This is a genomic window from Aureibaculum flavum, from assembly GCF_016406085.1.
GTDB classification, from domain to species: domain Bacteria; phylum Bacteroidota; class Bacteroidia; order Flavobacteriales; family Flavobacteriaceae; genus Aureibaculum; species Aureibaculum flavum.
In genome coordinates, this window is record NZ_JAEHFJ010000005.1 from 287,967 (window position 1) to 312,850 (window position 24,884).

Genomic DNA, 24,884 nt, shown 5'->3' on the forward strand with positions numbered 1-24,884 from the left:
TAGTTCTGGGTAAAGCTTTCGGAGTTGTTCTTTTTTAATAATTCAGGTTAATAAAAAAAAGAGCTTACTGACTCAGGTCATTTTAAATGCAGTTTTTTGGTGATAATTTTATGCCATATTAATTGTTTAATTTAAAATGTAAAGTTATGTCACTCGTAAAATTTAAACACAGAACAAGTCCATTAAGAAGTCTTATGGCATCAGATTTTTTTAATAATAATGATGATTTTTTTAAAGACAATTTCCTTAATAAAATAATGGATGAACCCGCTTTAAACATCAAGGAAACAGATGATGATTTTCAAGTAGAGTTAGCAGCTCCTGGTTATTCAAAAAAAGATTTTGACGTAAATATTGATAATGGATATCTTAATATTTCGGCTAAAAAATCAAACACTACAGAAGAAAAAGAAGAGGACTATACCTGTAAGGAATTTAGTTATGATTCTTTTGAAAGATCTTTATTATTACCAGATAGTATTGAAGATGAAAAAGTAAAAGCTTCTTATAAAGATGGAATCTTAAAATTCAACCTTGCCAAAAAAGAAGCATTGAAAAAACATACACCAAAAGTAATTGAAGTTTCTTAAAAATCATTTTGAAATGAGGAGATTGTAATTTTCTCCTCATTTTTTTAATGTATATGACTTAACTTTTAAGAATTTTCTTTAATACTTCATCTTTGTCCAATTTCTTAGTACAGAAAAACCAATCTTTACAATCTAATTCGTCGGTGTTAGTCATTCTTTCTTCAGCTACACCACAAGAACCAGCGGGTGAAACAATCACATCATCACCAGGGTTCCAATCGGCAGGAGTGGCAACGTTAAATGCATCGGCAGTTTGCATCGCAATTAGAGCTCTATAAATCTCATCAAAATTTCTACCCAAACTCAAAGGGTAGTAAATAATGGCTCTTACTGTACCTTTTGGATCTATAAAGAAAACTGCTCTTACTGCTTGTGTTTTACTCTCTCCTGGTTGTAGCATTCCATATTTTTTGGCAATTTCCATAGAGATATCTTCAATTAATGGAAATTTTACCTCTATGTTTTTTATACCATTAAACTCAATTTTATCTTTAATGGTTCGTAACCAAGCAATGTGACTGTATAGCCCGTCAATAGATAATCCAACGAGTTTACAATTAGCTTTATTAAACTTACTTTCAAGATTTGCGAATGTTATAAATTCACTAGTACAAACGGGTGTAAAATCTGCAGGGTGACTAAATAATATTACCCATTCTCCTTTGTAATCATCAGGAAAGTTAATATCTCCCTGTGTAGTAACTGCTTTAAATTTTGGAGCTTCATCACCTATTCTTGGCATTGAAGTTACTTCTGTTTCTGTTGCTAATGTTTCCATTGTTAATGTTATTAAATGATTTATTATTGAATATCAAAATTATGGATCATGTTTAGTAATTGAAATGACCAAGGTCAGTTTTACAGTAATACATATTGTATTTTCATAATGTTAACGTATTTTCTGTTAATTGGTTTTACGATGCTACTTTAATATTAAGTAATAAAACAGGAATTGATAAATGCGTATCTATTTGTTTGCGTAAAGACCTAGGTAATTCGTTGCCAATGTAATTCGATTTTTCATCAAGAAAAATGATGAGGTCGTATTGTTTGTTATCAATAAGCAAATGAATACTTTTATTAATATTCATAAGTTTAAGGGTGTCAAAACTATATTTTGTTCCTTTAAAGATCGATTCTAACAAGGTTTTGTTTTCTAATTGATGGTCACTAAGATTAAATTCATTTTTGATGTGTGCCAAATGTATTTCAGGATGATATAGCTTATCAATAGCTAACAGTTCAGTAAAATTAATTTCATTTATTGCTTCTTTGTAATCAAGGGGAAGTACTATATTTTTAAGTCTTGAAAAATTATAGTCACCAGGAACTGCGATCACTGAACATTCTGTAATATATTCCATGATACTTAGCGTAGGAATGCCATCTTCATTTTCAATATCTGATGCTTTGTTAGTTCCAATTACAAGTAAATCAATACTGTTGCTTTGTATAATATCTTTTAGAGCAAACAATAAAGCGTTAAAACTTGACAAGGTTTTGTATGTATGTTTGTCATTTGAATTTAAAATAGCTATAATATTTTTTAAACCAACTTCTGATGTTTTCTTAGCTGTTATATAGTTTTCATTTTTTGGATCAGGCACGAGAGCCTCAATATCTGAAGCTTCTCTATCGGCTTGAAACGCATTTAAAATATAAAATACGCAAGATTTTTGTTCATATAATTTTATAGCATAATTAATGGCATTCAATGCATTCTCAGAAAAATTTGTATAACATAAAATTTGTTTTTTCATTGTAAATAGTATTTATCTTAAATTCTCTTTAAAAAAAAGGAAGTCATTACATATAGACTTCCTTTTTATAGCCTCTCATTTAACCAAGCAGATTTTAATTTATTTGCTGTTAGTTGGTGGTTCTAAAAGTTCAAAGAACTGATCGAGTTTTGGAAGAATAATGATTTCGGTTCTACGATTTGCTGCTCTACCTTCAGCAGTGTCATTCGAAGCTTTAGGTATATATTCTGAACGACCTCCTGCTGTCATTCTTTCAGGTAATACATCAAATTTAGTTTGCATTAATCGAACAATAGATGTTGCTCTTTTTGTGCTTAAATCCCAGTTATCTGTCATACATGCGGTATGGATTGGTACAGTATCTGTATGTCCTTCAATTAGAATGTCTAATTCATTATGGTCATTTACAATTTTTGCAATTTTTCCTATCACTTCTTGTGCTGAATCATTGATGGTGTAACTCCCTGATTTAAAAAGCATTCTATCTGATAAAGAAACATAAACGACTCCTTTCTTTACTTCAATATTAATATCCTCATCATCAAAATTATCTAAAGAACGTTTAAGATTCATTACCAATGCAAGGTTAAGAGAATCTTTTCTTTGCATTGAACTGGTTAAGTTTTTTATATAAGTATTTTGTTCGTTTAAAGCTTCTAAAGATTTTTTAATACTCTCGGCTCCTGATTTACTTACAACAGAGAGGTCTGAAAGACGATCCAAAAGGTTCGTATTTGTACTTTTAAAATAATCTACTTGTTGTTCAAGTGCTTTAGATTTACTTTTCTCATTGGCTAAATTATTTTCTAATAGAAGACGTTCGTTAGAGACATTTTTCAGATTACTCTCACAATTGTCAGCAGTGTTTTGGAGATTTGTATATTTTTTTTGACTTACACAAGAAGTGAAAAATACGATAAGAAGTATTACACTAAATTTTAAAGTTTTCATGATACTATTATTTAATAAATTGAAATGCAAAGGATGTTAATTTTAAGTAATTTCACAATGACCTACATCATCATAAATATATTTTTAAAAGTTAAAATGCCCATGGATAGGTTTCGGGTAACTGAGATTTATCTGTATGTACATGCATAGAATGCAAGGCTTTTGAGTTTTCAATATGAATAAAGGCATCGTATCTTTCTGGCATTATAGACGGAACATAGTTTCCTATACTTTCATATTCAGGGTGATATACCACGCCTATAGCACGATGAGGGATAGCTGCTTTGAAATGATTATCATTTTTTAGTGAATCCATAAATAGTAATTGATCCCCTTTTCCAGTTTTATGTAACAGGTATTCCCATGAGTTTTTTTCAGCTGATGGTACCGTCATTTTTTGCATGGTGGCACCCCATTCTTTACCGGCCATCACGCTCCCTTTATAGGAACCGAAACCAATAATTTTGGGATTAAGATTTGGTAATTCTTCCCTAACTAACTGACCAACATTTACCAATCCTTCTTGATGCATATCTGTTGCTCTGGCATCACCAATATGCGTGTTGTGCTCCCATACAATGGCTTTAGAATTTGTGCCATGAAAAGTCAATAGCCTTCGTAAGGTATCCATCATATGATGATCCCTTATATTCCATGAATTTTGGTCTGCAGAAACAATAGAGCGATAATACTGCTCTGCATTTTTTGCAATGTGAGCATTTTGTTCAATATTTAAAGACGCTTCTAAATCTGAATTATAATGTGTTGCGTTTCTTAAAATATCCTGCAATAGGTCAACTACTTCATTTTCACAAGTTTTGGGGGCAAATCGATGTAAGAACCTAGCATAGGCCATGCCAGCTTCATCGCCAAAAGGTTCAAAACAGCTCATCGCTTTTTTAGCTGTTGGCAATAAAGAAGGGTCATTTACTTTGAGGTAATCAACAATTGTTTCCATTGATTCCCAAAGGCTGTAAACGTCTAAACCATACATGCCGATCCGGTTATTTACGGTGAAATTTTTATTGTAATTATGTAACCACTTTATTAAGGCTTCGGTTTCCCAATTTGCCCACATCCATGTAGGCCATCGGTTAAAATTTTTTAAAACATCTTTAGCGTTTTTATATTCTGTGTTATATTGTTTTATGTAACGATTTACCTGATAGAAGTCAGGCCAATCGCCTTCTACTGCGATAAAGTTAAACTCATGCTCTTCAATCAACCTTTTACTAATGGCAGTTCTCCAAGTGTAAAATTCATGTGTACCATGAGAGGCTTCACCCAATAACACAAGTCGAGAATCGGCCAATTTATCGATGAGTAAATCTAAATCTTTATCTGTTTTTATTTTTTTACCAAGATCTTTTAAGATCGAAATTTTATGACCTGTAGTACCCATCTTTTTAAATTTTAGTGATTCATATAATGCTTTAAATGTTATCTATTAATTTTTTCAATTGAATTTTTGATTTCGCTATACTTTTACAATTAAGTTCGAAATCGATCCAAGGATTACCCTCTTTTTCTAATTTTTTAAAAATATTGTTAATAGTATACGATTGTGCATGGAGTGTGTTGTCATTCAATTCATCCCAATTTAAGGGTGTTGCAATGGGGGCATGTTCAATGGCTCTTACAGAAAACGGGGCAACACTTGTTTGAGCATAAGAATTTCTAAGGTAATCAATGTAAAGTCTTCCATTTCGTTTGACTTTTCTAATGGCTGTTGTAAATTCTTTTGAATTTTTAGTTGAGATATATGTAGCTACCATTTTTGAAAATTCATGAACTTCGTCAAAATTTTCCTCTCTATTTAAAGGGGTTACTACGTGTAGTCCACGAGAGCCAGTAGTCATTACATAAGTGCTTAATTCTAATTCTTCTTCTAATAGATAACGTAAGGCTTTAGCAGCTTTAATAGCTAGATCAAAATTACCATTAGGCGGATCTAAATCAAAAACCAACTTGTTTGGATAGTCTATTTTATCAATTTGACTTAACGCAATATGAAAAGTAAGTACCTCTTGATTTACAAGATAAATGAGTGTTTCTTCTGTATTGCAAATAACGTGATTAACCCACCCATCAACTTTTTTTATTTTTTTTGTTGTGATCCAATCTGGAAAATAAGTGGGTTCATTTTTTTGAAAAAAACCTGTTTTGCTGATCCCTTCTGGAAAGCGTTGCATCGTTAAGGGTCTGTCGTATAAATAGGGCAACATGTAGTTTGCAATGTTTATATAATATTTTATCATATCATATTTTGTAATTGCAGAGGTTGGAAAGAGTATCTTATCTCTATGTGATATTTTAAGATTATGCGTGTCAGGTTTCATTATTACTTTTTAAAGATTAAAAAACAACGATAACTAATCATGATATCAAAAGTACTTTCGTAAGATCTCAATTGAAATGATCTAAATCATTTATAGGAAAGTTTTGAATGAAAGTTTAGGAGTAGTATGTTTTGGGAATTGCCTTTACTTTATTTCAATTCTAATTAAGGAATTTGGCAACTATCCAAAACAAAAAAAGCTTCCAATTTAATGGAAGCTTTTTTCTAGTAGCGGGAACAGGACTCGAACCTGTGACCTTTGGGTTATGAGCCCAACGAGCTACCTACTGCTCTATCCCGCGATATATGTTTATGTGCTAAAATATAAGTAAGCACTATTTTTTATAGTTCTGCTCATTTGGGTAGGTACCTGTCTTGAGCGTTATCAAAGGGTAATAATCTATCCCGTGATATGGACGGCAAAGATACATATATTTATATCACTAAAAAAACTATTTGATATAAAAAAAAGAGTCAAACAAAAAATGCTTGACTCTCAATTACTTGAGTTAGATATTTTTAAATTTAAACTACTCTACTTCTAGTTTTAGACTAAAAAAAGTGCAATTTTATCCATTCATGGATATTAAAAATTCTTCATTGTCTTTAGTATACTTAATTTTTTCGCTAATAAACTCCATCGCTTCGATAGGATTCATATCTGCTAAATATTTACGCATTACCCACATACGTTGTACTGTTTTCGCATCAAGTAACAAGTCATCTCTACGTGTACTAGATTTAACTAAATCAACAGCAGGGTAAATTCTACGATTAGCAATATTTCTATCTAATTGTAGCTCCATATTACCAGTACCTTTAAATTCTTCAAAGATAACTTCATCCATTTTAGAACCGGTATCAGTTAATGCAGTTGCAATAATGGTTAAAGAACCTCCATTTTCAATTTTACGTGCTGCACCAAAAAAGCGTTTTGGTTTGTGTAATGCATTTGCATCAATACCACCGGATAATATTTTACCAGAAGCAGGAGCAACTGTATTATAGGCTCTAGCTAAACGTGTAATTGAATCTAATAATACAACCACATCATGTCCACATTCTACTAGTCTTTTTGCTTTATCTAATACAATATTAGCAACCTTCACATGTTTTTCAGCAGGTTCGTCAAAAGTAGAAGCAACAACTTCTCCTTTAACGTTACGTTGCATATCTGTAACCTCTTCAGGTCTTTCATCAATCAATAAAACAATTTGATATACTTCAGGATGGTTAGCTGCAATTGCATTGGCTATATCCTTTAATAACATTGTTTTACCCGTTTTTGGTTGAGATACAATCATACCTCTTTGTCCCTTACCAATTGGTGAAAATAAATCAATTATTCTCGTTGATGTTGAGCTTCCCTTTTCGGCTAGGTTAAATTTTTCGTTAGGAAACAATGGTGTTAAGTGCTCGAATGCTACTCTGTCTCTAACAATACTTGGGTCTAAACCATTAATTAATGATACCCTTATTAATGGAAAATATTTTTCACCTTCTTTTGGAGGGCGAACAATTCCTCTAACAGTATCACCTGTTTTTAATCCAAATAATTTTATTTGAGATTGTGATACATAAATATCATCAGGAGATGATAGGTAATTATAATCAGATGAGCGTAAAAAACCGTAACCATCTTGCATTATTTCTAATACCCCTTCACTTTCAATGATGCCGTCAAATTCAAAGTCAGGATCTCTATATTTTCCTTGTCTTCTATTTGCACCTGGTTGTGGCTTGTTTTGTTTGTTTGTATTTCTTGGGTTAGGCCCGTTTTGATTATGCTCCTTACGGGGCGGTCTAGGATTTTTTGAAGTATTCTCCTTAGGTTTATTATCTGTAGCAGGTTTGTTATCTGTAACAACACCTTCTTTCTCAACTTTCTTGCGAGGATTAGGTTTTGGTGTTGGTTTGCTAGGCTTTTCCGTTTTTTCAACGGTAGGCTCAACTATAGGTTCCGCTGTTTTAACATTTTCAACTACCTTTTCTTCTTTTGAGATAGGTGTGATAGGAACAGGTTTTCCAATTCGTTTGCGTGGTGCTTTGTTTGCCGGTTTGCGTTCTTTTTTAGGCTCTGTAGGTACTGGTTTAGTCGCCTGTACATCTAAAATTTGATAAACTAAATCTAGTTTTTTTAGTTGCTTGTATTTTGGTACGCCAATTTTTTCGGCAATTTCTTGTAATTCTGGTAATTTTTTCTCTTTTAAAGATTCTATTTCAAACATTGAATAATAATGTGATTTAATTAATATAAGGAGGGCTTCCTATAACTGAGAGTTGTAAAATAAATTGTATGATATAATTTAATTTTTAATATTGTAAAAAGAAGAAAATCTACAATACACAATAATTGTGTATGCAATTATACAAATTAAATTTAATATATAAGTTTATTTCTTAAAAACTTTAACTTAAGTTTGCAAAGTTATTTTAATTAAAAAACATGATTCAACGTATTCAATCATTGTATTTACTTCTGGCGGCTATTTGTTCAGTAGTACTTATTCAAATGTTTTATTTATGGAGTAATGGGTCGGGAGCATCTTTTTATGCTTTAGACTTATTTAAAGAAAGTGAGTTTACACTGAAAGTAATACCAGTTTTGTTTGTTATATCTGGCGTTATGAGTGTTGTAAGCGTTTTTATGTTTAAACAAAGAAAAAATCAGTTTGTTATTAATCGTTTTAACATTCTAGTAAACTTTATTTTATTAGGCATATTGATTTATCATCTGCTAACATTATCTGGAGAAAGTCAAGTTTCTGAGAAGGGTATTGGGGCGTTTTTACCTATTGTAGTTGTTGTTTTGCTAGCCATTGCAAACAGAGCTATCAAAAAGGATGAAGACCTTGTAAAATCTGTGGATAGATTGCGATAGACCTAACATCTTAGTTATATTGTGCGAAAGCTTATCGGAGACGGTAAGCTTTTTTTTTATGCAAAAAAAAACAGCCACATCAGAAGATGTGGCTGTAGTTATAGGGAGTATTTCGTTGTCGCTAAACACTTATATATAATAAATACTCCTTGAAATAAGGGGAGAAAAGAAAGGGGAGAAAGGAGAGTAGTTATACCACTTTCCAATTATAATAGGAGTTTTCTTTTCTCTGTTGCTAATATAGTAATAAATTGGAATGAATGTGTAATTGGATATTTTTTTTTAGCCAACACCTAAGGTGTTGTAATACAGTTTTTTAAAATTACAAAAATCTATTTGTGAACAAATTTTAGCTGATTTATTAACATTTTTTTGTTATATTACTATAGTAAAACGTCAATTTTTTATTTTGAAATTAAAAACTAGTGGTTTCTGGGTAGTTTTTAAATTCACTAGTATCGTTAGTTTTAAAATAAAAGATGAAGTTTTATAGATTTCAAAGAAATTGGAATCAAAAGAAATAATTAATAACTTTAAAATCCCCTAACATGAGAAAATTTGTACTCGCATTGAGTGCCGTTTTGGTATTAGCATCATTTACCAACAGCACTAAAAAAACAACTATTTTAAAGGATATTGACGGTACATTGTTACAGTCTTATCCCGTAATTGAAACATTAGATGGTAAATATGAAATTACCTTTACAGTGAATGCCAACATTATTGTTACTTCTAATGTTAATGAAAATCAAACACACATCAACCTAATTGAAAATGGATTTTCCAATAAGGTGGTTACGCACACTATTACTTTTGAGACTTCTAGCATTGATTTCAATAGCTTTTTTGAAAGTACTTTTGACGTAGCTTCTATTGAAGATGATGCTCCTTATAGTCGCATTAAAAGAGGGAAGCCAAAAAAATTGATGGAATAATTTTTCAATAATTTGTAATTTAAATCCGAAGTTTTTACTTCGGATTTTTTTTTAACATAATATCCTATTTGAGACACAATATTATGCTTATTATTTAGTTTACTATTGTAATAATAAATCTTATGTCTAAGTATGGTTAATGATGATTTAAAAGAGTTTTTAAACGATAAAATTACCGTTCATATTGCAGATGATCATCAAATATTAATTGATGGTGTTGTTGCAGTGCTTGGCTTAGAACGTGATGTTGATGTTGTTGGTTATTCTTTAAATGGAGAACAAGTTATAGAATGGTTTGAAGAAAACTCAGCAGATATACTTATTTTGGATATTAATATGCCAATATTAGATGGTTTGGAGGTGCTCAAGAAGTTTCAAACTATGGATGATGTTCCTAAAATAATTATATTATCAAGTTATGATGATATAAAACTTATAAAAGAAGTACTGGGCATGGGTGCGATGGGATTTGTACCTAAAAAATCAGCTGGAGAACATATTGTAAAAGCCATTCGAAAAGTAAGCCAAGGTGAGCAATATTTTAGTGATGAAGTGAAAGAGAAAATGATGAAAACGCTTATGGGCAAACCAATGCACAAAACAGATAACCCTGAAGGCGTATTAATAAATTCTTTAACAAGAAGGGAATATCAAATTTTAAAACTTATTGCCCAACAATATACTACAAGAGAAATTGGTGATGCCCTAGGTATAAGTGAAAGTACTGTGGAGACACATCGTAAAAACTTGATTAAGAAAATTAATGTAAAGAATACTGTCGGTTTGGCTATTTTTGCCATGAAGAATGAAATAGTATAACTTTATAGCTACTTTTGCCTAACTAAGCTTAATAATAATGTTACATTTTCCACTTAAAAAGAGTACATTTAAAATTGTGCCTTTCTTCTTTTTTATGTTAAGTGGATTTTGGTTCTATGCACAAACCGACTCTTTAGAAAAGGAGATCGAAAAAAATCTACAAAGTAAAGAATACGAACTAGTCTTAAGTAATATTGAAAAGTTAGAAAGTAATCCATACTATCTTAGATCAAGAAAAAATAATTTAAATCTATTAAAGGCTAAGTTTTATTATAATACAAATCAGCATGAAGAAGCTGTAAACTTATTATTGAAAGGACATTCAGAATTGTCTGGTGATTCAAGTCAAGACCCATTATATTTAAAATATATAAAGTATTTAGGAAAGATTTTTAATGAGGCTCAAAATTTTAATAAGTCGAATGACTATTATAAAGAAGTGCTAGAAAAGTCTATATTATTAAATGATACTATAGAAATTTTAGATGCTTATTTAGCACTTGGAAAAAACTATTATAATAAGGAAGAAAATGATAGTGCGGTGCTGCATTTTACTAAAATGTTGGATTATCCTATTACCCCTGAAACTGAAAACTTCATTTCTTTTAGTTATAACAACTTAGGTATTATTGCGAGTGAAAATAGCTTAGAGAAGGCCGAAGATTTTTATGAAAAATCATTCGCTATCAAAGAAAAACAAAAAGATACATTAGGATTGGCAACTGCAATAATGAATTTGGGTAACATTTATTATGAAAAACAACAATTTATAAAAGCCAATGATAATTATCTTAAAGCATATGAATCTGTAAAGGATTTGAATTCAGAAAAGGCTGTAGTAGTTAAAGAATATGCACTTTATAATTTGGCGTATGCAAATGAGGAGTTAGGTGATTTTAAGAAAGCATACCGTTATTTAGAGGAAGCAACAGACTTAACGAGTAGTATTAATGAAGTGAATGTTGCTGAAAACATCTCTGAAATTGAAGCTAAATATAATGCTGCAAAACAGGCTCAAAAAATTGAAGAAGAAAAATCTTTACGCTTAAGAGCTCAATTTCTATTTTATGGTTCCGCGTTAGCATTATTGGCCGTGATCATATTAGGGTATATTTATTATAGAAATTACAGATTAAAACAAAAAAGTAAAATAGAACAACTAGAAAACGAAACTCAGGCCAGAATAATTAATGCTACCATAGACGCCAAAGAAAAAGAAAGAAAAACAATTGCTGAAATTCTACACAATAGTGTTAGTGCATTGCTATCATCAGCAAATTTACATTTGCAAGCTACAAAGTCTCAATTGAAAGCAAATGCTCCTCAAGAAATTTCAAAGGCACAAAGTATTGTAAAGGAAGCCTCTGTTAAAATCAGAGATTTATCTCATGAATTAATATCATCTGTACTCTTAAAATTTGGACTGGCTTTTGCAGTACATGATATTTGTCAAAAATACTCTAATTCTGAAATTAACTTGCGTAGTGACGATAGAGGATTAACGCGGTATGATCAAGATTTTGAGATAAAAATTTATAGTATAATTGAAGAATTAATAAATAATATTTTAAAACATAGTAATGCGTCAAACGCAACTATTATGCTAGTACAACGAGAAGATAATATGCTTAGTGTTCGATTAAGTGATGATGGTATTGGTTTTGATGTTAAAACAATAAAGAATAAAAACGGATTAGGTTTGAGCCATATAAATGCCAGAATAAAAGCAATGAATGGTATTTTTAATATCGTGTCTTCAGCGGGTAAAGGTACTAGTATTTTTATTTTGGTACCTATTCAAAATAAACGTGATGGCCTAAAGTGAGCTAATTTAAACTCTTTTACTTAATTCAATAACTTCTAGATTTTCAATTTTTGAATTATCAATACTAAATCGCAACATAGTTCTCACTTGATGAAAACCATGTTTACCAGCTGCACCAGGGTTAAAATGTAATAGATTTAATTTTTTATCGTTCATTACTTTTAAAATGTGGGAATGACCAGATATAAAAATTCTTGGCGGATTTTTTTGAATTTCTTCTTTAATTCTAGCATCATATCTATTTGGGTATCCACCAATATGTGTTATCCAAACGTCTACATTTTCAATTGTAAATCTATTATTTAGTGGAAATTCTGTCCTAATATCTGTGTTATCAATATTGCCATAAACAGCTCTAAGTGGTTTTAGTTTTTTTATAGTATCACTTACTACGAGGTCACCGATATCTCCAGCATGCCAAACTTCATCGGCTAATTTTACATATTTTAATATTTGATCATCAATATAGCTATGGGTGTCGGAAAGTAGAAGTATTTTTTTCAAGATTGTTTTTTAGAATTTAATAGCTTGTTATTTAAAATTTGGAATACCTATCTTTGCTTTTTTAGCAAAAATAAGATTTCTTGAGGTATTTTATTGAACTTTCATATAATGGTAAAAACTATCACGGTTGGCAGGTGCAACCCAACGCAATTACTGTACAAGAAATTGTAAAAAAGGCTCTGACGACTATATTGAGAGTTGATATTGATCTTGTTGGGGCAGGTCGTACTGATGCTGGTGTGCATGCCTTGCAATTATTTGCACATTTTGATGTTGATACTGCATTTGAGGAAGAACATTTAATGAACAAGATAAATGCGTTTTTGCCAGAAGATATTGTAGTTGAAAATATTTTTTTGGTGAATGATAATGCTCATGCCAGATTCGATGCCACCAGCAGAAGCTATGAATATAGAATATGGTTGGGTAGAAATCCGTTTTTAATAGATACAACATGGCAGTTATATCAAAAAGTACTTGATGTAAATAAAATGAATGAAGCAGCAAGTATACTTAAGGATTATACTAATTTTAAATGCTTTTCTAAATCGAAAACAGATGTTAGAACCTATAATTGCATTGTTTCAGATGCGAAATGGTTAAAAAAAGGAAATGAATTGACATTTTATATAACAGCAGATCGGTTTTTAAGGAATATGGTTAGAGCAATTGTAGGTACTTTAATTGAAATTGGATTAAATAAAAAATCAATTGAAGATTTTGTTGAAATTCTTAAGAGTCAGGATAGGAGAAATGCCGGATTTTCAGCTCCACCGCAAGCCTTATTTTTGTCTGAAGTAAAATATCCTAAATCTATAGTAAATAAATTATATTAAATGAGCGAAAAAGTAACAGGTAATGCTTTTGATTTTAAGATATTCAGACGGTTAATGTCGTACGCGAAAGCGTATCGTTCTCAATTTGCTCTGTCTACGGTTGCTGTACTTTTGTTAGCGGGACTTGCCGCTGCAAGACCAGTTTTGTTACAATGGATCGTAGATGAGTATATCATAGGTAGAAATACCAGACTATTATTGGTTTTTAGTTTAGTAATGTTAGGTGTTGTATTTCTTGAGGTCATTTTTCAATTCCTATTTATATATTATACCAACTGGTTAGGGCAAAATATTATAAAAGATATTCGAACAAAACTTTTCGAAAAAGTCTTAAAGTTTAAAATGCAATATTTCAATAAGACACCTGTTGGAAAATTAGTAACTAGAGTGGTTTCAGATATTGAGACTATCGCTAGTATATTTGGTCAAGGTTTGTTTGCTATTATCAGTGATTTATTACAAATGCTTGTTATCATCATCATAATGATGGTAATGAATTGGCGATTGGGATTAATTGTTGTAGCCGTATTGCCGATTATGGTTTATGCTACCAAGTTATTTCAAATAAAAATTAAGGGCACTTTTCAAGATGTAAGAAATCAAGTTTCTAACCTAAATAGTTTTGTGCAAGAAAGGATTTCCGGAATGAAAATTGTGCAGCTCTTTACCCGCGAGAAAGTTGAACATGACAAGTTCTTAGCTATTAATGATAAACATAAAAAAGCTCATATTAGAACCGTTTGGTACTATTCTATCTTCTTTCCTGTTGTTGAGATTTTATCTTCAATAACATTGGCCTTAATTGTTTGGTATGGTGGACTTACAGCTGCTGTAGAGGGAGCCACTTCATTTGGTGTTATTACCAGTTTTATTTATATGACCAATATGCTTTTTAGGCCATTACGTCAAATTGCGGACAAATTTAATACCTTACAAATGGGTATGGTTGCCGCAGAGCGAGTGTTTGTAGTTTTAGACGAAGATGCTGCTGAAGTAGATACAGGTACACTTGAAATTGAGCACCTTAAAGGTAATATTAAATTTGACAATGTTTATTTTAGATACTTGAAGGATGAACCTGTGCTACGCGGAATTTCATTTGAAGTAAAACAAGGGGAAACAGTTGCGGTAGTAGGGGCAACGGGTGCAGGAAAATCTACAATTATTAATTTACTGAGTAGGTTTTATAGAATAAACTCAGGTTCAATTACGATTGACGGTATCGATATTAATCAGATAAAATTAGAGTCGTTACGGAACCAAATAAGTGTAGTGTTGCAAGACGTTTTTTTGTTTTCAGACTCTATTTTAAATAATATTACCTTAAATAATAAGGCTATTGGTTTGGAGGAAGTTACTGAAGCTGCAAAGGTTATTGGTATCCACGATTTTATTATGACACTTCCAGGTAATTATAATTATAATGTGAAAGAAAGAGGAGGAATGCTCTCTGTTGGACAGCGACAGCTCATCGCGTTTTTAAGAGCCTATGTTAGCAAACCTGCAATTTTGGTTTTGGACGAAGCAACTTCGTCAATTGATGCTCAGTCAGAAAGGTTAATACAAAAGGCTACGAATACAATTACTCAAAATAGAACTTCAATAATAATTGCCCACCGATTGGCTACCATAAAAAAAGCGGATAAAATTATTGTAATGGAAAAAGGGAAAATAGTAGAGCAAGGCACACATGCAGAATTGCTTAAGCAAAAAGGGTATTATAGTAAGTTGTACGAAATTCAATTTGAAACGGCTCAAGCGAGTTAATTTTAACTAAGAAATAGAATAGATGGCATTGTAAATAGCATTTAGGTGCCTTTTTTCATATCTCACAATGCTATGAGGCTCTACTGACTAATCTAAGTCTTCTTTAATTAAATCTTTCAAATGATTAATATCTTTATATAAGATAAACTCACCATCTTTTATGTACGATATTTGTCCCGTTTCTTCAGAAACGGCTAAAGCTAAGGCGTCTGAACGCATGGTGATACCAAGTGCAGCCCTATGTCTTAATCCAAAACGAGCGGGAATTATAATGTCTTTTTCAACAGGAAGAATTACTCTTGTAGCTGTAATAAAATTGTCTTCAATTATCAGTGCACCATCATGAAGTGGGCTGTTTTTGTAAAAAATACTGGTGAATAGAGCTTTATTGATTTCGGCATTCATTTTATCGCCAGTTTGTTTTACTAAATCCAAATTATTATTGCGTTGAATAATAATTAAAGCACCCGTTTTCGTACTTGCCATTTCTTCACATGCGTCAATTATACTATCTACATCTGTAGAAATAAAATCATCATTTTTACGCATATTCGAAAGTAGTTTAAACCGCTTTAGAAATCCTTTTTTTGTGGTGAAATTAGTAGAACCAACCATTAATAAGAACTTTCTAATTTCTTGTTGAAAAACAATAATTAAAGCAATAAACCCACCACCCAAAAATTTGCCTAAAATATCACTTAGCAATTCCATTTTTAATGCGACGGTTAATTTCCAAATCAAATAGACAATGGCAATACCTAAAAATATGTTAATTGCTGCAGTGCCTCTAATAAGTTTGTAAACATAATAGAGTAAAATAGCAACCAAAGCGATATCTAAAATATCTAAAAAACTAAAGTCTAAAAATTTGAATGCGTCCAAAAAATAAGGTTTTGGTAAATGTAGTAAAAAGATTAAAAGCATTGAAAGATTTAATATCAAAAATTTAAATGTTTCAATTGTTATTTTATGATTTTACTGATGTCTTTCTTAATCTATTTTTCAGGGGTTTGCTCTGTTATTAATTGTGGATATTTAGATTTTATATATTGTACGTTTTCTGCCAATTCTTTATTGCCTTTGTTGTTTTTTAATTCAGTTTCTAACTGGCTTAGGGTTTTGTTATAAAGAGATTGTGATAAATCATTTCTTAATTGGGTATACGCACTTAAAATTTCGTTTTGAACAGATATGTAGGTAGTATATGATGCATTTCTTTTTGATTGAAAACTAATCATTGCCTTTTCGGGATGGTCAGATGAGGTTACATCTTTTTTACCATTGCACCAAGTACATTTTTCACCTTTATTATTTGTTCCTGCTCCATTATCTATAAAATCTACGACAACCTGTTTCAGATTTTCAATTTTCATAATTTGATCACCCTCAATTAAAATTTCATCATTAGCATTGATGTTAATTTCTAAAACATTTTTTTCGTTTAAAGTTATTTCTGGAGGGGTGATTTGCTTTTCAGGTAGTCGTTTGTAAATTCCAATATCAGTATCCATTGTAGTAGTTACTAAAAAGAAGATTAATAATAAAAATGCAATGTCTGCCATAGATCCGGCATTAACTTCAGGAGTGTTTCTTTCGCTCATAATTGTAGTATTAAAGGTTAAAAAAAATAACTTTATTACATAATTATCTCAAGACTTTAACATAATCACATAATCTTTTTACAAGGAAAGGTTAACAAAAATTTAACAAAAATTATGCCGAAGTGCAATTTGAGGTAAAATCTTATTTCCTGAGCTTTTTTACAATCTTTACAGCTTCTGTCGCTTCTTTTACATCGTGTACTCTCAAAATGGAACTACCGTGAAGTAAGGCAATAGTGTTGGCTACCGTAGTCGCGTTCAAGGCTTCTTTAGGCGATGTTTCTAATACATTGTAAAGCATAGATTTTCTAGAAACTCCTGTTAATATAGGGGTGTCTAAATTGCAAAACAGGTCTAAGTTGTTTAATAATTCGTAATTCTGCTCTAGTGTTTTTCCGAAACCAAAACCTACATCAATTATTACATCATTTACTCCAAGTCTTCTTAACGTGTTTAATTTTTGAGAAAAGTAAAAGATAATATCTTGAGTAATATCATTATAAGTTGGATTTACCTGCATGGTTTTAGGCGTTCCTTGCATATGCATTATAATATAAGGTACTTGCAGATTTGCTACTGTTGCAAACATATTAGTATCTAAATTACCAGCCGAAATATCATTTATCATACATGCACCTGCTTTAATAGCTTTTTTGGCAATGGTACTTCTAAAGGTGTCAATAGAAATTAAAATATCAGGATAATTGTTTACCAATAATTCAATAACAGGAATAACTCTATTTAATTCTTCATTTTCACTAACGTCATTCGCATTGGGTCTTGAAGAATAACCACCCACATCAATAAAAGTAGCACCCTCGTTTAACATTTTTTCTACTTTATTAAGAATGTCTTCATCGTTTTTTAAATTACCTCCATCAAAAAATGAGTCTGGGGTTAAGTTTAAAATTCCCATTACTTTTGGGGTTGATAAATCGATAAGTTTGCAGCTACAGTTAATATTCATTTACTAGAGTTTTTAGCCTTTACCACTTTGTTAATCACCTTAGTCATTTTTGGTGCTGTATAATTATCCATCAATTGTATTAACTCCTCTACATGATCACTTACCAAAAGCATATTTTTATTGGCCTGTTTTAAAAAGCCTTCTTTCACCATTACATCTAATTGCTGTAGCGTATGGTCGAAATATCCATTGGTATTTAGAATTCCAATAGGTTTGTTTTCAATACCTAATTGTCCTAGTGTGAGTACTTCAAAAATCTCGTCTAGAGTTCCAAAACCACCTGCTAATGCAATATAACCATCAACCAATTGGCTAATTTTAACTTTGCGTTTAGACATTTTTTTTGTAAATATCATTTTTGTAATGGAGGCATGTGCAACTTCTTCATGTCTTAATAAATGTGGAATAACACCAATAACTTCACCTTTATTTTCCATTATCGTATCGGCAATAACCCCCATCATTCCAATCTTTCCACCACCATAGACCAAACCAATATTATTTTTAGACATATGAAAACCTAGTTTTTTCGCCTCATTAGCATATATGGTGTTATGTCCAATACTCGATCCACAAAATACTGCAATTCTTTTCATTGTTTATGTTTGTTCAAAGGTACTAAATTATAAATTTTGAAAAATTAATAGGAGCTACTTATTATCTATGTTCTTTTATAACTTATTAAGTCATTGTTACTGAATTTAAATAGAATTTGATAAATTCGCTACTTATAAAGAATTAAACTATAACATGCACCAAACTTCTGAACAATATAATGCTGTAATTGCCATATGTCGAGAGCTATTTATTAATAAAATGAAGGATTATGGAAGATCATGGCGAATTTTACGCTTGCCATCTTTAACAGATCAAATTTTTATTAAGGCTCAACGAATTCGAAATTTACAAGAAAATGAAGTTAAAAAGGTTGATGAAGGTGAGAAGCCAGAATTTATAGGTATTATTAATTATTGTATTATGGCGTTGATACAACTGGAAAAAGGTGTGGCCGATCAACCAGATTTGTCCGATAAAGAGACGGAAGAGTTGTATGATAAGCATGTTGCAATCACCAAGAACTTAATGGAAAACAAAAATCACGATTATGGTGAAGCCTGGCGAGATATGCGTGTAAGTTCTTTAACAGATTTAATTTTACAAAAATTATTACGAGTTAAATCAATAGAAAACAACAAAGGTGAATTGTTAGTTTCTGAAGGTTTAGATGCGAATTATCAAGATATGATTAATTACGCAGTTTTTGCATTGATTTTAATGAATGAATAGCCATATAAAATGAAATATTTAACACACATTGCCAGATTATTAGTAGCAGCTACATTTATCTTTTCAGGATTTGTAAAGTTGATAGATCCATTGGGTTCAGCATATAAGTTTCAAGATTATTTTGCTGCTGATGTGTTAAATTTAGAGTTTTTGAGTCCTTTTGCACTGCCTTTTTCTATACTTTTAATTCTTGCAGAAATAATGTTGGGTGTTACCTTGTTAATTGGTTTTAAACCCAAAACTACAGTTTGGAGTTTACTGCTGCTTACGTTAGTGTTTTTATTTTTAACATGGTATTCGGCCTATTACGATAAAGTAACGGATTGTGGTTGTTTTGGTGACGCTGTGAAATTAACTCCTTGGGAAACTTTTTATAAAAATGTAATTCTTATTGGGCTCATTTTTGTGCTGTTGTTTACTATTAAAAATATAAAACCATTGTTTGGGAAAAATGTGGTTAAATGGATTTCTTTTGCTGCATTTATGGTGTTTTTATACATTGTTTATTATGTATTGACGCATTTGCCATTAATAGATTTTAGACCATATGCAATTGGTAAAAATATACCTGAAGGTATGATAATACCTGAAGGTGCAAAACCTGATGTTTATGAAGATACTTGGATTTATAAAGTTAATGGAGAAGATAAAGAATATACTACAGCCGAAAAACCTTGGGAAATTGAAGGAGCCACATTCGTGGATAGAAAAACGGTTTTAATAGAAAAAGGATATGAAGTTCCAATTCATGATTTTTCCATGGAACGAGATGGTGTCGATTTTACAGAATTTTTGATGCAAAAAGAAAAGTTGGTATTAATTGTAATGCACAATCTAAGTAAAACGGAAATCTCTTTATTGCCAAAAATAAAAGAATTTTCAACCAAAGCTTTACAAGAAGGTTATGATGTTTATGCCATGTCTTCAAATAAAGAGGCAGATTTTTTAAAAATTAAAAAGGAATATAATTTAGATTTTGATGCTTTGTTTTGTGATGATATTACGCTGAAAACAATGATACGTGCCAACCCAGGAATAATTACCTTAAATAAAGGAACGATAACTGGAAAATGGAATGCTAATGATGCCGATAATGTTGAATTGTAAATGGGTTTTACTTTTGAAACGAGAATTGGTAGTGCTGAAAAATGAAAATTTTATTTAAAAAAGAGTATTAAAAATGAAGCAACTAATATTAGTTTTTATTGGGGGAGGTTTTGGAAGTGTTGCTCGTTTCTTAGTGGCTAAATATTTTAATAGTGCTTCGAGTGGAATACCTTATGGTACATTTTTGGCCAATGTATTAGGTAGTTTACTTATAGGCTTAATTCTCGGATTAGCGGCTAAAAATGATACATTAACACAAAACCAAACGTTGCTATTAGCTACAGGTTTTTGCGGTGGTTTTACTACTTTTTCTACATTTGCTTATGAAAATCATGTCTTTTTGAAAGCTGGTGATTTTGCTAGCTTTTTTGCTTATGCAATTGGTAGTGTTGCTCTTGGTTTTGGAGCTGTTTTTTTAGGAATGTATTTGGTTAAATCCTAATAATTATTTTTTACAAATTGACAATTTTATATAACTCATAAAAATTGAAATATTCTGCAATCAATTACGTTTGACTTTCTACATTCGTAATTTCATAGATATGCAAAAGTATTTTCTGGTTCTAATTTTAATGATGGCAACGATTATTTCATGTGATGAAATAGATAACCTCACTAAGTTTACAATGGACTATGACTCATCAATGACAATACCCTCTTCAACAGGTATTAATTTACCGTTTGTTTTAAATACGCCACAAATGGAAACAAATTCAGAGTCTGAGTTTGAGTCTAACAATACACATAAAGATTTAATTGAAGACATTCGTTTAAGAGTATTAGATTTAACATTAGTTTCTCCTGACAATGAGGATTTTAGTTTTTTAGAATCAATAAAAATTTATATTGTAGCAGAGGGTCTTCAGGAATTAGAAATTGCTTTTAACGAAGATGTTTCTGCGACTCCGGGTAAAACACTAGAACTACAAACTGTAGATGTCGATATTCAAGAGTATGTTAAAAAAGATAAGTTTTCATTAAAAGTTCAAGCGGTCACCGATGAAGTTTTAACTTCAGATCATCAAATTGATATTCATTCAGAATTTTTTGTTGACGCTAAAATTTTAGGTATATAATATTGTTTCTTTATTTTAGGAATGCTCTTCGAGTGGTATAATATTTGATGCCTTTGTTGAAACAGTTTATCCTATGAAATACGTGTATCTTATTCTTACGTTATTATTTGTTACTTCTTGTATTCCTTTACGCATTGCTCCAACTATAAAAGATTATAAGTTAACGACGGGTAAAAAATTTAAACGACAATTGCCAAAGGATAATGCATTTGTTTTTGAAGATCCCAAAGAGGCCAATGAGTTTTATAATTTTATCAATACTAAGTATTCATTAAATCATCAAACGGTTGAATATAATGTGCCAATAAATGTTGACGGAGAAGAGTTTTTTCTTTCTTTTTATGAAACTGAAATTTCAGATAAATCTATAAATTTATTACCTGTTTTTGCAAATGCGGCCATGGAAAATAAAGGGATAGATCCAATATTTGGAGACCCTCAGGTAAAACGTCAAGGAAATTGGTATCTCGCTCTTTTTGTATATGATGCTGATATGAATGATTGTTTGGAATCTAATTATCCTGATAGGATAGCTATATTGAATTATTTAAAAGCGATAAAAAAAGAATATTTGAACACCAATAATTACTTGGAGGCTATGATGAAAATGAATTAGCTCTTCTAATTATTAAAAAGGTAATTTCTTTAAGTCAACATTACCACCAGAAAGGATAACTCCTACTTTTTTATTTGCAAATTCAGCTTTTGAATTGAGAACTGCGGCTAAAGCCACAGCACTAGAAGGTTCTACAATAATCTTCATGCGTTCCCATATAAGCCGCATAGCAGATACAATTTCATCTTCAGTAACACGAATTATTTTTTCAACATGGTTGTTGATTAAGTTGAATGTGATATCACCCAATGAGGTTTTTAGTCCATCTGCAATGGTATCCGTAGTTGTGTTGTGTTCTATCTTTCCGCTTTCCATAGATCGATAAGCATCATCAACAGCAAAAGGTTCTGCTCCAATAACTTTACAGTTGGTTCCAAATGCAATGGCACTTAAAGCGGTTCCTGAAATCAATCCACCTCCACCTACTGGGGCAATTATTATATCTAGATCAGTTTGTTTTTCAAGTAATTCTTTTCCTGCAGAAGCATTGCCAAGTATCACATTAAAATCATTAAAGGGATGGATAAATGTGGCTCCTTTTTCTTGTTGAATTTTACTTGCTGTGGTTTCTCTAGCTTCCAGCGTAGGTTCACATTCAGTAATTGCACCGCCATAACCTCGAACGGCACTTTTTTTAACTTCTGGAGCATTGCTAGGCATAACGATATACGCTTTTACACCTAAGTTTTTTGCAGCTAATGCTAAGGCTTGAGCAAAGTTACCGGATGAATGTGTAACGACACCTTTTTGCTTCTGTTCCGCTGTTAATTGCAAAATAGCATTGGTTGCACCTCGCATTTTAAAAGCACCCATTTTTTGAAAATTCTCACATTTAAAATACAATTTGGCCCCTGACATTTTATCAATAGTCTTTGAGGTAATTATAGGAGTTTTATGTATATATGGAAAGATTCTATTATAACTTTCTAAAATATCTTGTTTAATGTCCATTTTTATAATTTTTTACACCAGCTTTTATCGCAACTTCTAAATCATTTTCTTTGGGCGGAATAGGGCAGGAGTACTTTCCGTTATAGGCACAATAAGGATTGTATGCTTTATTAAAATCAATGACAATAGTAGTTCCTTCTGGAGTTTCTAGGTCTAAAAAGCGTCCACCGCCATAGGTTTCTTCTCCGTTTGTTTTATCCCGAAAAGGAATAAACAAATGGTTCTTATATTTTGGTTGTAGAATTAAATCTTGATTCTGATAAATTTGCAACGTTAATTTTTTGCCATTTAAATTGAATTTAGCCACTCCATAGGTTTTATAAATAGGTAACCTATCTGTAGTGGTAGGCATTGAAAACGTCTTTGGATTTTTATCCAATTCGAAAGTTGCTGTAACCTTATAAGTTGAATCAATTGGGAAAAAGTCTAAGCTCTCAAATTTCACTCTATGTTCTTGCGTTAATGGAGATTCTATTGGGTCAGAAAATTCCATGTTTAATTCAATTTGATACCCTTTTATTGAAGCAATATAATCATCGAAAATCACCTTTTTTTGTGAGCAGGCGATAGATGAAATTACTAAAAGAACCAAAACAATAAATCTTTGCATAAAAACTAGAATTTGAGGTAAATATAATGATTAAAAAAATATTTTGTAGCTTTGAACTATTATAAACAAAGAATAATGTATACCACTTTAAAATATGTCAAGTTTATTTGTTCAAGAACGAACAAGCTTGGGTATGTTATAAATTGATCGGTATAATAAATTATATAATAAAAACCCGGCAATTTGCCGGGTTTTTTGTTTTTAGAAAAAAATGAAACTACTAACTTATTTAAATAATAAAATTGTCCAACCTTATCTAGACACTTTTAATGGTTTGTCTAGAGAGGTGTGGTGGCTTGCTTTAATAACTTTTGTGAATAGAGCAGGTACAATGGTTATTCCATTTTTATCATTGTATTTAACCAAACACATGGGCTTTACGGTAAGTAAAGTAGGTTGGGTTATGACGGCTTTTGGTTTAGGTTCTGTGGTTGGTTCATGGATAGGGGGTAAGCTAACCGATAAAATTGGATATTATAAAGTAATGGTGTTTAGTTTAATAGGAACGGGCTTCCTATTTGTTGGTTTGCAATACCTAACAACATTTTATACCATCTGTATGGGTATATTTTTAGTAATGCTGGTCGCAGATACCTTTAGGCCTGCTATGTTTGTGGCTTTGAATGCCTATAGCAAACCAGAAAATAAAGCACGTTCTGTTACTTTAGTACGATTGGCTATTAATTTAGGTTTTTCTGGAGGGCCAGTTATTGGAGGTTTAATAATTACAGCAATTGGCTATGAATCACTTTTTTGGATTGATGGTATTACCTGTTTATTAGCAGCCATACTATTGGTGATGGTATTACGTCCAAAAAAAGCACGAGTTTTAGATATTATTATTGTAGAAAATCCTAAATCTGTGTATAACGATAAGATATTCTTTATCTTTTTTGCTGCCATGGTATTGTTCGGTTTTGTATTCTTACAATACTTTTCTACCATGCCATTATATTATAAAGATGTATATGAATTATCTGAATTCCATATCGGTCTATTGATGGGGTTTAATGGTTTTTTAATTTTTGTATTGGAAATGCCTTTGATTAAAAAACTAGAAGATAAGCAACTGAACATGGTCGGGTTGATGATTTTTGGAGCTGCCCTAATGGGTGCAAGTCTCTTCATTTTAAATTTAAGTCATTGGATTGGAATAATAATAATAGGAATGGTTTTAATGACTGTCGGAGAAATGATACTCTTCCCGTTTTCAAATGCATTTGTAATGCAACGAGCTAAAGGAGGGAGACAAGGTGAATATATGGGGTTATACACCATATCATTTTCAATTGCTCATGTTTTTGGTCATAATATGGGGATGCATTTTGTAGATTATTTAGGTTTTGACACGACTTGGTATATCATGACAGGCTTAACAATTGGATGTTTACTGCTTCTATATTGGTTAAAAGTTGCTGTTGAAAAAGAGCGATTGGAAAAAATAGAAAGTTATAAATAAATAA

General features: G+C 31.2%; 26 protein-coding genes and 1 tRNA gene. 13 read left to right on the forward strand and 14 right to left on the reverse strand.

Annotation, left to right across the window (positions count from 1 at the left end; genetic code table 11):
* Positions 1-146 precede the first annotated feature (146 nt).
* Positions 147-590 carry an Hsp20/alpha crystallin family protein gene (locus JBL43_RS12110; RefSeq protein ID WP_198841695.1) on the forward strand — a complete coding sequence of 148 codons (444 nt, stop codon included), beginning with the start codon at positions 147-149 and terminating at the stop codon, positions 588-590.
* Between the two features lie 58 nt (positions 591-648).
* Here the strand turns inward: JBL43_RS12110 and JBL43_RS12115 are convergent, their stop codons facing one another.
* From JBL43_RS12115 to rho, 7 genes are all read right to left on the reverse strand, one after another.
* Positions 649-1,368 (reverse strand): peroxiredoxin, encoded by a 720-nt coding sequence (locus tag JBL43_RS12115; protein ID WP_198841696.1) that lies wholly within the window; start codon positions 1,366-1,368, stop codon positions 649-651.
* 136 nt (positions 1,369-1,504) lie between these two features.
* On the reverse strand, positions 1,505-2,350 hold the full coding sequence (locus JBL43_RS12120) for a universal stress protein (protein WP_198841697.1): 846 nt from the start codon (positions 2,348-2,350) through the stop codon (positions 1,505-1,507).
* A 99-nt stretch (positions 2,351-2,449) separates the two neighbouring features.
* The gene (locus JBL43_RS12125) at positions 2,450-3,301 is read right to left on the reverse strand and encodes an OmpA/MotB family protein (protein WP_198841698.1); all 852 of its coding nucleotides are present in this window, start codon (positions 3,299-3,301) and stop codon (positions 2,450-2,452) included.
* A 91-nt stretch (positions 3,302-3,392) separates the two neighbouring features.
* Complete coding sequence (locus JBL43_RS12130) at positions 3,393-4,703, reverse strand: erythromycin esterase family protein (protein ID WP_198841699.1); 1,311 nt, start codon at positions 4,701-4,703, stop codon at positions 3,393-3,395.
* Positions 4,704-4,734: 31 nt separating this feature from the next.
* Positions 4,735-5,640 (reverse strand): non-homologous end-joining DNA ligase, encoded by a 906-nt coding sequence (gene ligD, locus JBL43_RS12135; RefSeq protein WP_198841700.1) that lies wholly within the window; start codon positions 5,638-5,640, stop codon positions 4,735-4,737.
* Between the two features lie 228 nt (positions 5,641-5,868).
* Positions 5,869-5,941 (reverse strand) — tRNA-Met (locus tag JBL43_RS12140).
* A gap of 267 nt (positions 5,942-6,208) precedes the next feature.
* Entirely contained in the window at positions 6,209-7,867 is a 1,659-nt protein-coding gene (gene rho, locus JBL43_RS12145; RefSeq protein ID WP_198841701.1) for a transcription termination factor Rho, read from the reverse strand.
* A 218-nt stretch (positions 7,868-8,085) separates the two neighbouring features.
* On the opposite strand from rho, the gene JBL43_RS12150 reads away from it, so the two are divergent.
* From JBL43_RS12150 to JBL43_RS12165, 4 genes are all read left to right on the forward strand, one after another.
* Positions 8,086-8,520, forward strand: a complete 435-nt coding sequence (locus JBL43_RS12150; protein ID WP_198841702.1) for a DUF4293 domain-containing protein — start codon at positions 8,086-8,088, stop codon at positions 8,518-8,520.
* Between the two features lie 548 nt (positions 8,521-9,068).
* Positions 9,069-9,455 carry a hypothetical protein gene (locus JBL43_RS12155; RefSeq protein WP_198841703.1) on the forward strand — a complete coding sequence of 129 codons (387 nt, stop codon included), beginning with the start codon at positions 9,069-9,071 and terminating at the stop codon, positions 9,453-9,455.
* A 132-nt stretch (positions 9,456-9,587) separates the two neighbouring features.
* Entirely contained in the window at positions 9,588-10,274 is a 687-nt protein-coding gene (locus JBL43_RS12160; protein WP_198841704.1) for a response regulator, read from the forward strand.
* A 37-nt stretch (positions 10,275-10,311) separates the two neighbouring features.
* Positions 10,312-12,099 carry a tetratricopeptide repeat-containing sensor histidine kinase gene (locus JBL43_RS12165; RefSeq protein WP_198841705.1) on the forward strand — a complete coding sequence of 596 codons (1,788 nt, stop codon included), beginning with the start codon at positions 10,312-10,314 and terminating at the stop codon, positions 12,097-12,099.
* Positions 12,100-12,105: 6 nt separating this feature from the next.
* On the opposite strand, the gene JBL43_RS12170 is transcribed toward JBL43_RS12165, so the two are convergent.
* The gene (locus tag JBL43_RS12170; RefSeq protein WP_198841706.1) at positions 12,106-12,603 is read right to left on the reverse strand and encodes a metallophosphoesterase family protein; all 498 of its coding nucleotides are present in this window, start codon (positions 12,601-12,603) and stop codon (positions 12,106-12,108) included.
* A gap of 80 nt (positions 12,604-12,683) precedes the next feature.
* Between JBL43_RS12170 and truA the strand changes: the two genes are divergently transcribed.
* Together truA and JBL43_RS12180 are read left to right on the forward strand one after the other, a co-directional pair.
* Positions 12,684-13,439 (forward strand): tRNA pseudouridine(38-40) synthase TruA, encoded by a 756-nt coding sequence (gene truA / locus JBL43_RS12175; protein WP_198841707.1) that lies wholly within the window; start codon positions 12,684-12,686, stop codon positions 13,437-13,439.
* Complete coding sequence (locus JBL43_RS12180; protein ID WP_198841708.1) at positions 13,440-15,206, forward strand: ABC transporter ATP-binding protein; 1,767 nt, start codon at positions 13,440-13,442, stop codon at positions 15,204-15,206. It begins immediately after the preceding gene.
* Between the two features lie 87 nt (positions 15,207-15,293).
* Here the strand turns inward: JBL43_RS12180 and JBL43_RS12185 are convergent, their stop codons facing one another.
* The 4 genes from JBL43_RS12185 to JBL43_RS12200 all read right to left on the reverse strand — a co-directional run bounded on the left by JBL43_RS12185 (position 15,294) and on the right by JBL43_RS12200 (position 18,370).
* A complete protein-coding gene (locus JBL43_RS12185) occupies positions 15,294-16,088 on the reverse strand; it encodes a diadenylate cyclase (RefSeq protein ID WP_233098768.1) in 795 nt (264 codons plus the stop codon).
* Between the two features lie 113 nt (positions 16,089-16,201).
* Positions 16,202-16,807 carry an ExbD/TolR family protein gene (locus tag JBL43_RS12190; RefSeq protein ID WP_198841710.1) on the reverse strand — a complete coding sequence of 202 codons (606 nt, stop codon included), beginning with the start codon at positions 16,805-16,807 and terminating at the stop codon, positions 16,202-16,204.
* Between the two features lie 142 nt (positions 16,808-16,949).
* Positions 16,950-17,774 carry a dihydropteroate synthase gene (gene folP / locus JBL43_RS12195; protein WP_198841711.1) on the reverse strand — a complete coding sequence of 275 codons (825 nt, stop codon included), beginning with the start codon at positions 17,772-17,774 and terminating at the stop codon, positions 16,950-16,952.
* Positions 17,771-18,370, reverse strand: a complete 600-nt coding sequence (locus JBL43_RS12200) for an LOG family protein (RefSeq protein ID WP_198841712.1) — start codon at positions 18,368-18,370, stop codon at positions 17,771-17,773. The genes folP and JBL43_RS12200 overlap by 4 nt, the downstream gene beginning before the upstream one ends.
* A gap of 154 nt (positions 18,371-18,524) precedes the next feature.
* On the opposite strand from JBL43_RS12200, the gene JBL43_RS12205 reads away from it, so the two are divergent.
* From JBL43_RS12205 to JBL43_RS12225, 5 genes are all read left to right on the forward strand, one after another.
* Positions 18,525-19,061 (forward strand): DUF1599 domain-containing protein, encoded by a 537-nt coding sequence (locus tag JBL43_RS12205; RefSeq protein WP_117879430.1) that lies wholly within the window; start codon positions 18,525-18,527, stop codon positions 19,059-19,061.
* Positions 19,062-19,070: 9 nt separating this feature from the next.
* Positions 19,071-20,168, forward strand: coding sequence for a BT_3928 family protein (locus tag JBL43_RS12210; protein ID WP_198841713.1), 1,098 nt, complete (start codon positions 19,071-19,073; stop codon positions 20,166-20,168).
* 73 nt (positions 20,169-20,241) lie between these two features.
* Positions 20,242-20,610, forward strand: coding sequence for a fluoride efflux transporter CrcB (gene crcB, locus JBL43_RS12215; protein WP_138950943.1), 369 nt, complete (start codon positions 20,242-20,244; stop codon positions 20,608-20,610).
* Positions 20,611-20,710: 100 nt separating this feature from the next.
* The gene (locus tag JBL43_RS12220) at positions 20,711-21,244 is read left to right on the forward strand and encodes a hypothetical protein (protein ID WP_198841714.1); all 534 of its coding nucleotides are present in this window, start codon (positions 20,711-20,713) and stop codon (positions 21,242-21,244) included.
* Positions 21,245-21,317: 73 nt separating this feature from the next.
* Complete coding sequence (locus tag JBL43_RS12225) at positions 21,318-21,860, forward strand: hypothetical protein (protein ID WP_198841715.1); 543 nt, start codon at positions 21,318-21,320, stop codon at positions 21,858-21,860.
* Positions 21,861-21,872: 12 nt separating this feature from the next.
* Here the strand turns inward: JBL43_RS12225 and JBL43_RS12230 are convergent, their stop codons facing one another.
* Positions 21,873-22,811, reverse strand: a complete 939-nt coding sequence (locus JBL43_RS12230) for a pyridoxal-phosphate dependent enzyme (RefSeq protein ID WP_198841716.1) — start codon at positions 22,809-22,811, stop codon at positions 21,873-21,875.
* On the reverse strand, positions 22,801-23,421 hold the full coding sequence (locus JBL43_RS12235) for a DUF1684 domain-containing protein (protein WP_198841717.1): 621 nt from the start codon (positions 23,419-23,421) through the stop codon (positions 22,801-22,803). Before JBL43_RS12235 ends, JBL43_RS12230 begins: the two co-directional genes overlap by 11 nt.
* A 211-nt stretch (positions 23,422-23,632) precedes the next feature.
* On the opposite strand from JBL43_RS12235, the gene JBL43_RS12240 reads away from it, so the two are divergent.
* Positions 23,633-24,880 (forward strand): MDR family MFS transporter, encoded by a 1,248-nt coding sequence (locus JBL43_RS12240; protein WP_198841718.1) that lies wholly within the window; start codon positions 23,633-23,635, stop codon positions 24,878-24,880.
* Positions 24,881-24,884 lie beyond the last annotated feature (4 nt).

Coding starts and splice junctions, on each gene's coding strand:
- folP (WP_198841711.1), bottom strand. CDS start 17,774: ATGAATATTAACTGTAGCTGCAAACTTATCGATTTATCAACCCCAAAA.
- JBL43_RS12125 (WP_198841698.1), bottom strand. CDS start 3,301: ATGAAAACTTTAAAATTTAGTGTAATACTTCTTATCGTATTTTTCACT.
- JBL43_RS12150 (WP_198841702.1), top strand. CDS start 8,086: ATGATTCAACGTATTCAATCATTGTATTTACTTCTGGCGGCTATTTGT.
- JBL43_RS12110 (WP_198841695.1), top strand. CDS start 147: ATGTCACTCGTAAAATTTAAACACAGAACAAGTCCATTAAGAAGTCTT.
- rho (WP_198841701.1), bottom strand. CDS start 7,867: ATGTTTGAAATAGAATCTTTAAAAGAGAAAAAATTACCAGAATTACAA.
- crcB (WP_138950943.1), top strand. CDS start 20,242: ATGAAGCAACTAATATTAGTTTTTATTGGGGGAGGTTTTGGAAGTGTT.
- JBL43_RS12180 (WP_198841708.1), top strand. CDS start 13,440: ATGAGCGAAAAAGTAACAGGTAATGCTTTTGATTTTAAGATATTCAGA.
- JBL43_RS12240 (WP_198841718.1), top strand. CDS start 23,633: ATGAAACTACTAACTTATTTAAATAATAAAATTGTCCAACCTTATCTA.
- JBL43_RS12225 (WP_198841715.1), top strand. CDS start 21,318: ATGAAATACGTGTATCTTATTCTTACGTTATTATTTGTTACTTCTTGT.
- JBL43_RS12130 (WP_198841699.1), bottom strand. CDS start 4,703: ATGGGTACTACAGGTCATAAAATTTCGATCTTAAAAGATCTTGGTAAA.
- JBL43_RS12120 (WP_198841697.1), bottom strand. CDS start 2,350: ATGAAAAAACAAATTTTATGTTATACAAATTTTTCTGAGAATGCATTG.
- JBL43_RS12230 (WP_198841716.1), bottom strand. CDS start 22,811: ATGGACATTAAACAAGATATTTTAGAAAGTTATAATAGAATCTTTCCA.
- JBL43_RS12115 (WP_198841696.1), bottom strand. CDS start 1,368: ATGGAAACATTAGCAACAGAAACAGAAGTAACTTCAATGCCAAGAATA.
- JBL43_RS12155 (WP_198841703.1), top strand. CDS start 9,069: ATGAGAAAATTTGTACTCGCATTGAGTGCCGTTTTGGTATTAGCATCA.
- JBL43_RS12200 (WP_198841712.1), bottom strand. CDS start 18,370: ATGAAAAGAATTGCAGTATTTTGTGGATCGAGTATTGGACATAACACC.
- JBL43_RS12210 (WP_198841713.1), top strand. CDS start 19,071: ATGAAATATTTAACACACATTGCCAGATTATTAGTAGCAGCTACATTT.
- JBL43_RS12205 (WP_117879430.1), top strand. CDS start 18,525: ATGCACCAAACTTCTGAACAATATAATGCTGTAATTGCCATATGTCGA.
- JBL43_RS12220 (WP_198841714.1), top strand. CDS start 20,711: ATGCAAAAGTATTTTCTGGTTCTAATTTTAATGATGGCAACGATTATT.
- JBL43_RS12160 (WP_198841704.1), top strand. CDS start 9,588: ATGGTTAATGATGATTTAAAAGAGTTTTTAAACGATAAAATTACCGTT.
- JBL43_RS12165 (WP_198841705.1), top strand. CDS start 10,312: ATGTTACATTTTCCACTTAAAAAGAGTACATTTAAAATTGTGCCTTTC.
- JBL43_RS12235 (WP_198841717.1), bottom strand. CDS start 23,421: ATGCAAAGATTTATTGTTTTGGTTCTTTTAGTAATTTCATCTATCGCC.
- JBL43_RS12190 (WP_198841710.1), bottom strand. CDS start 16,807: ATGAGCGAAAGAAACACTCCTGAAGTTAATGCCGGATCTATGGCAGAC.
- ligD (WP_198841700.1), bottom strand. CDS start 5,640: ATGAAACCTGACACGCATAATCTTAAAATATCACATAGAGATAAGATA.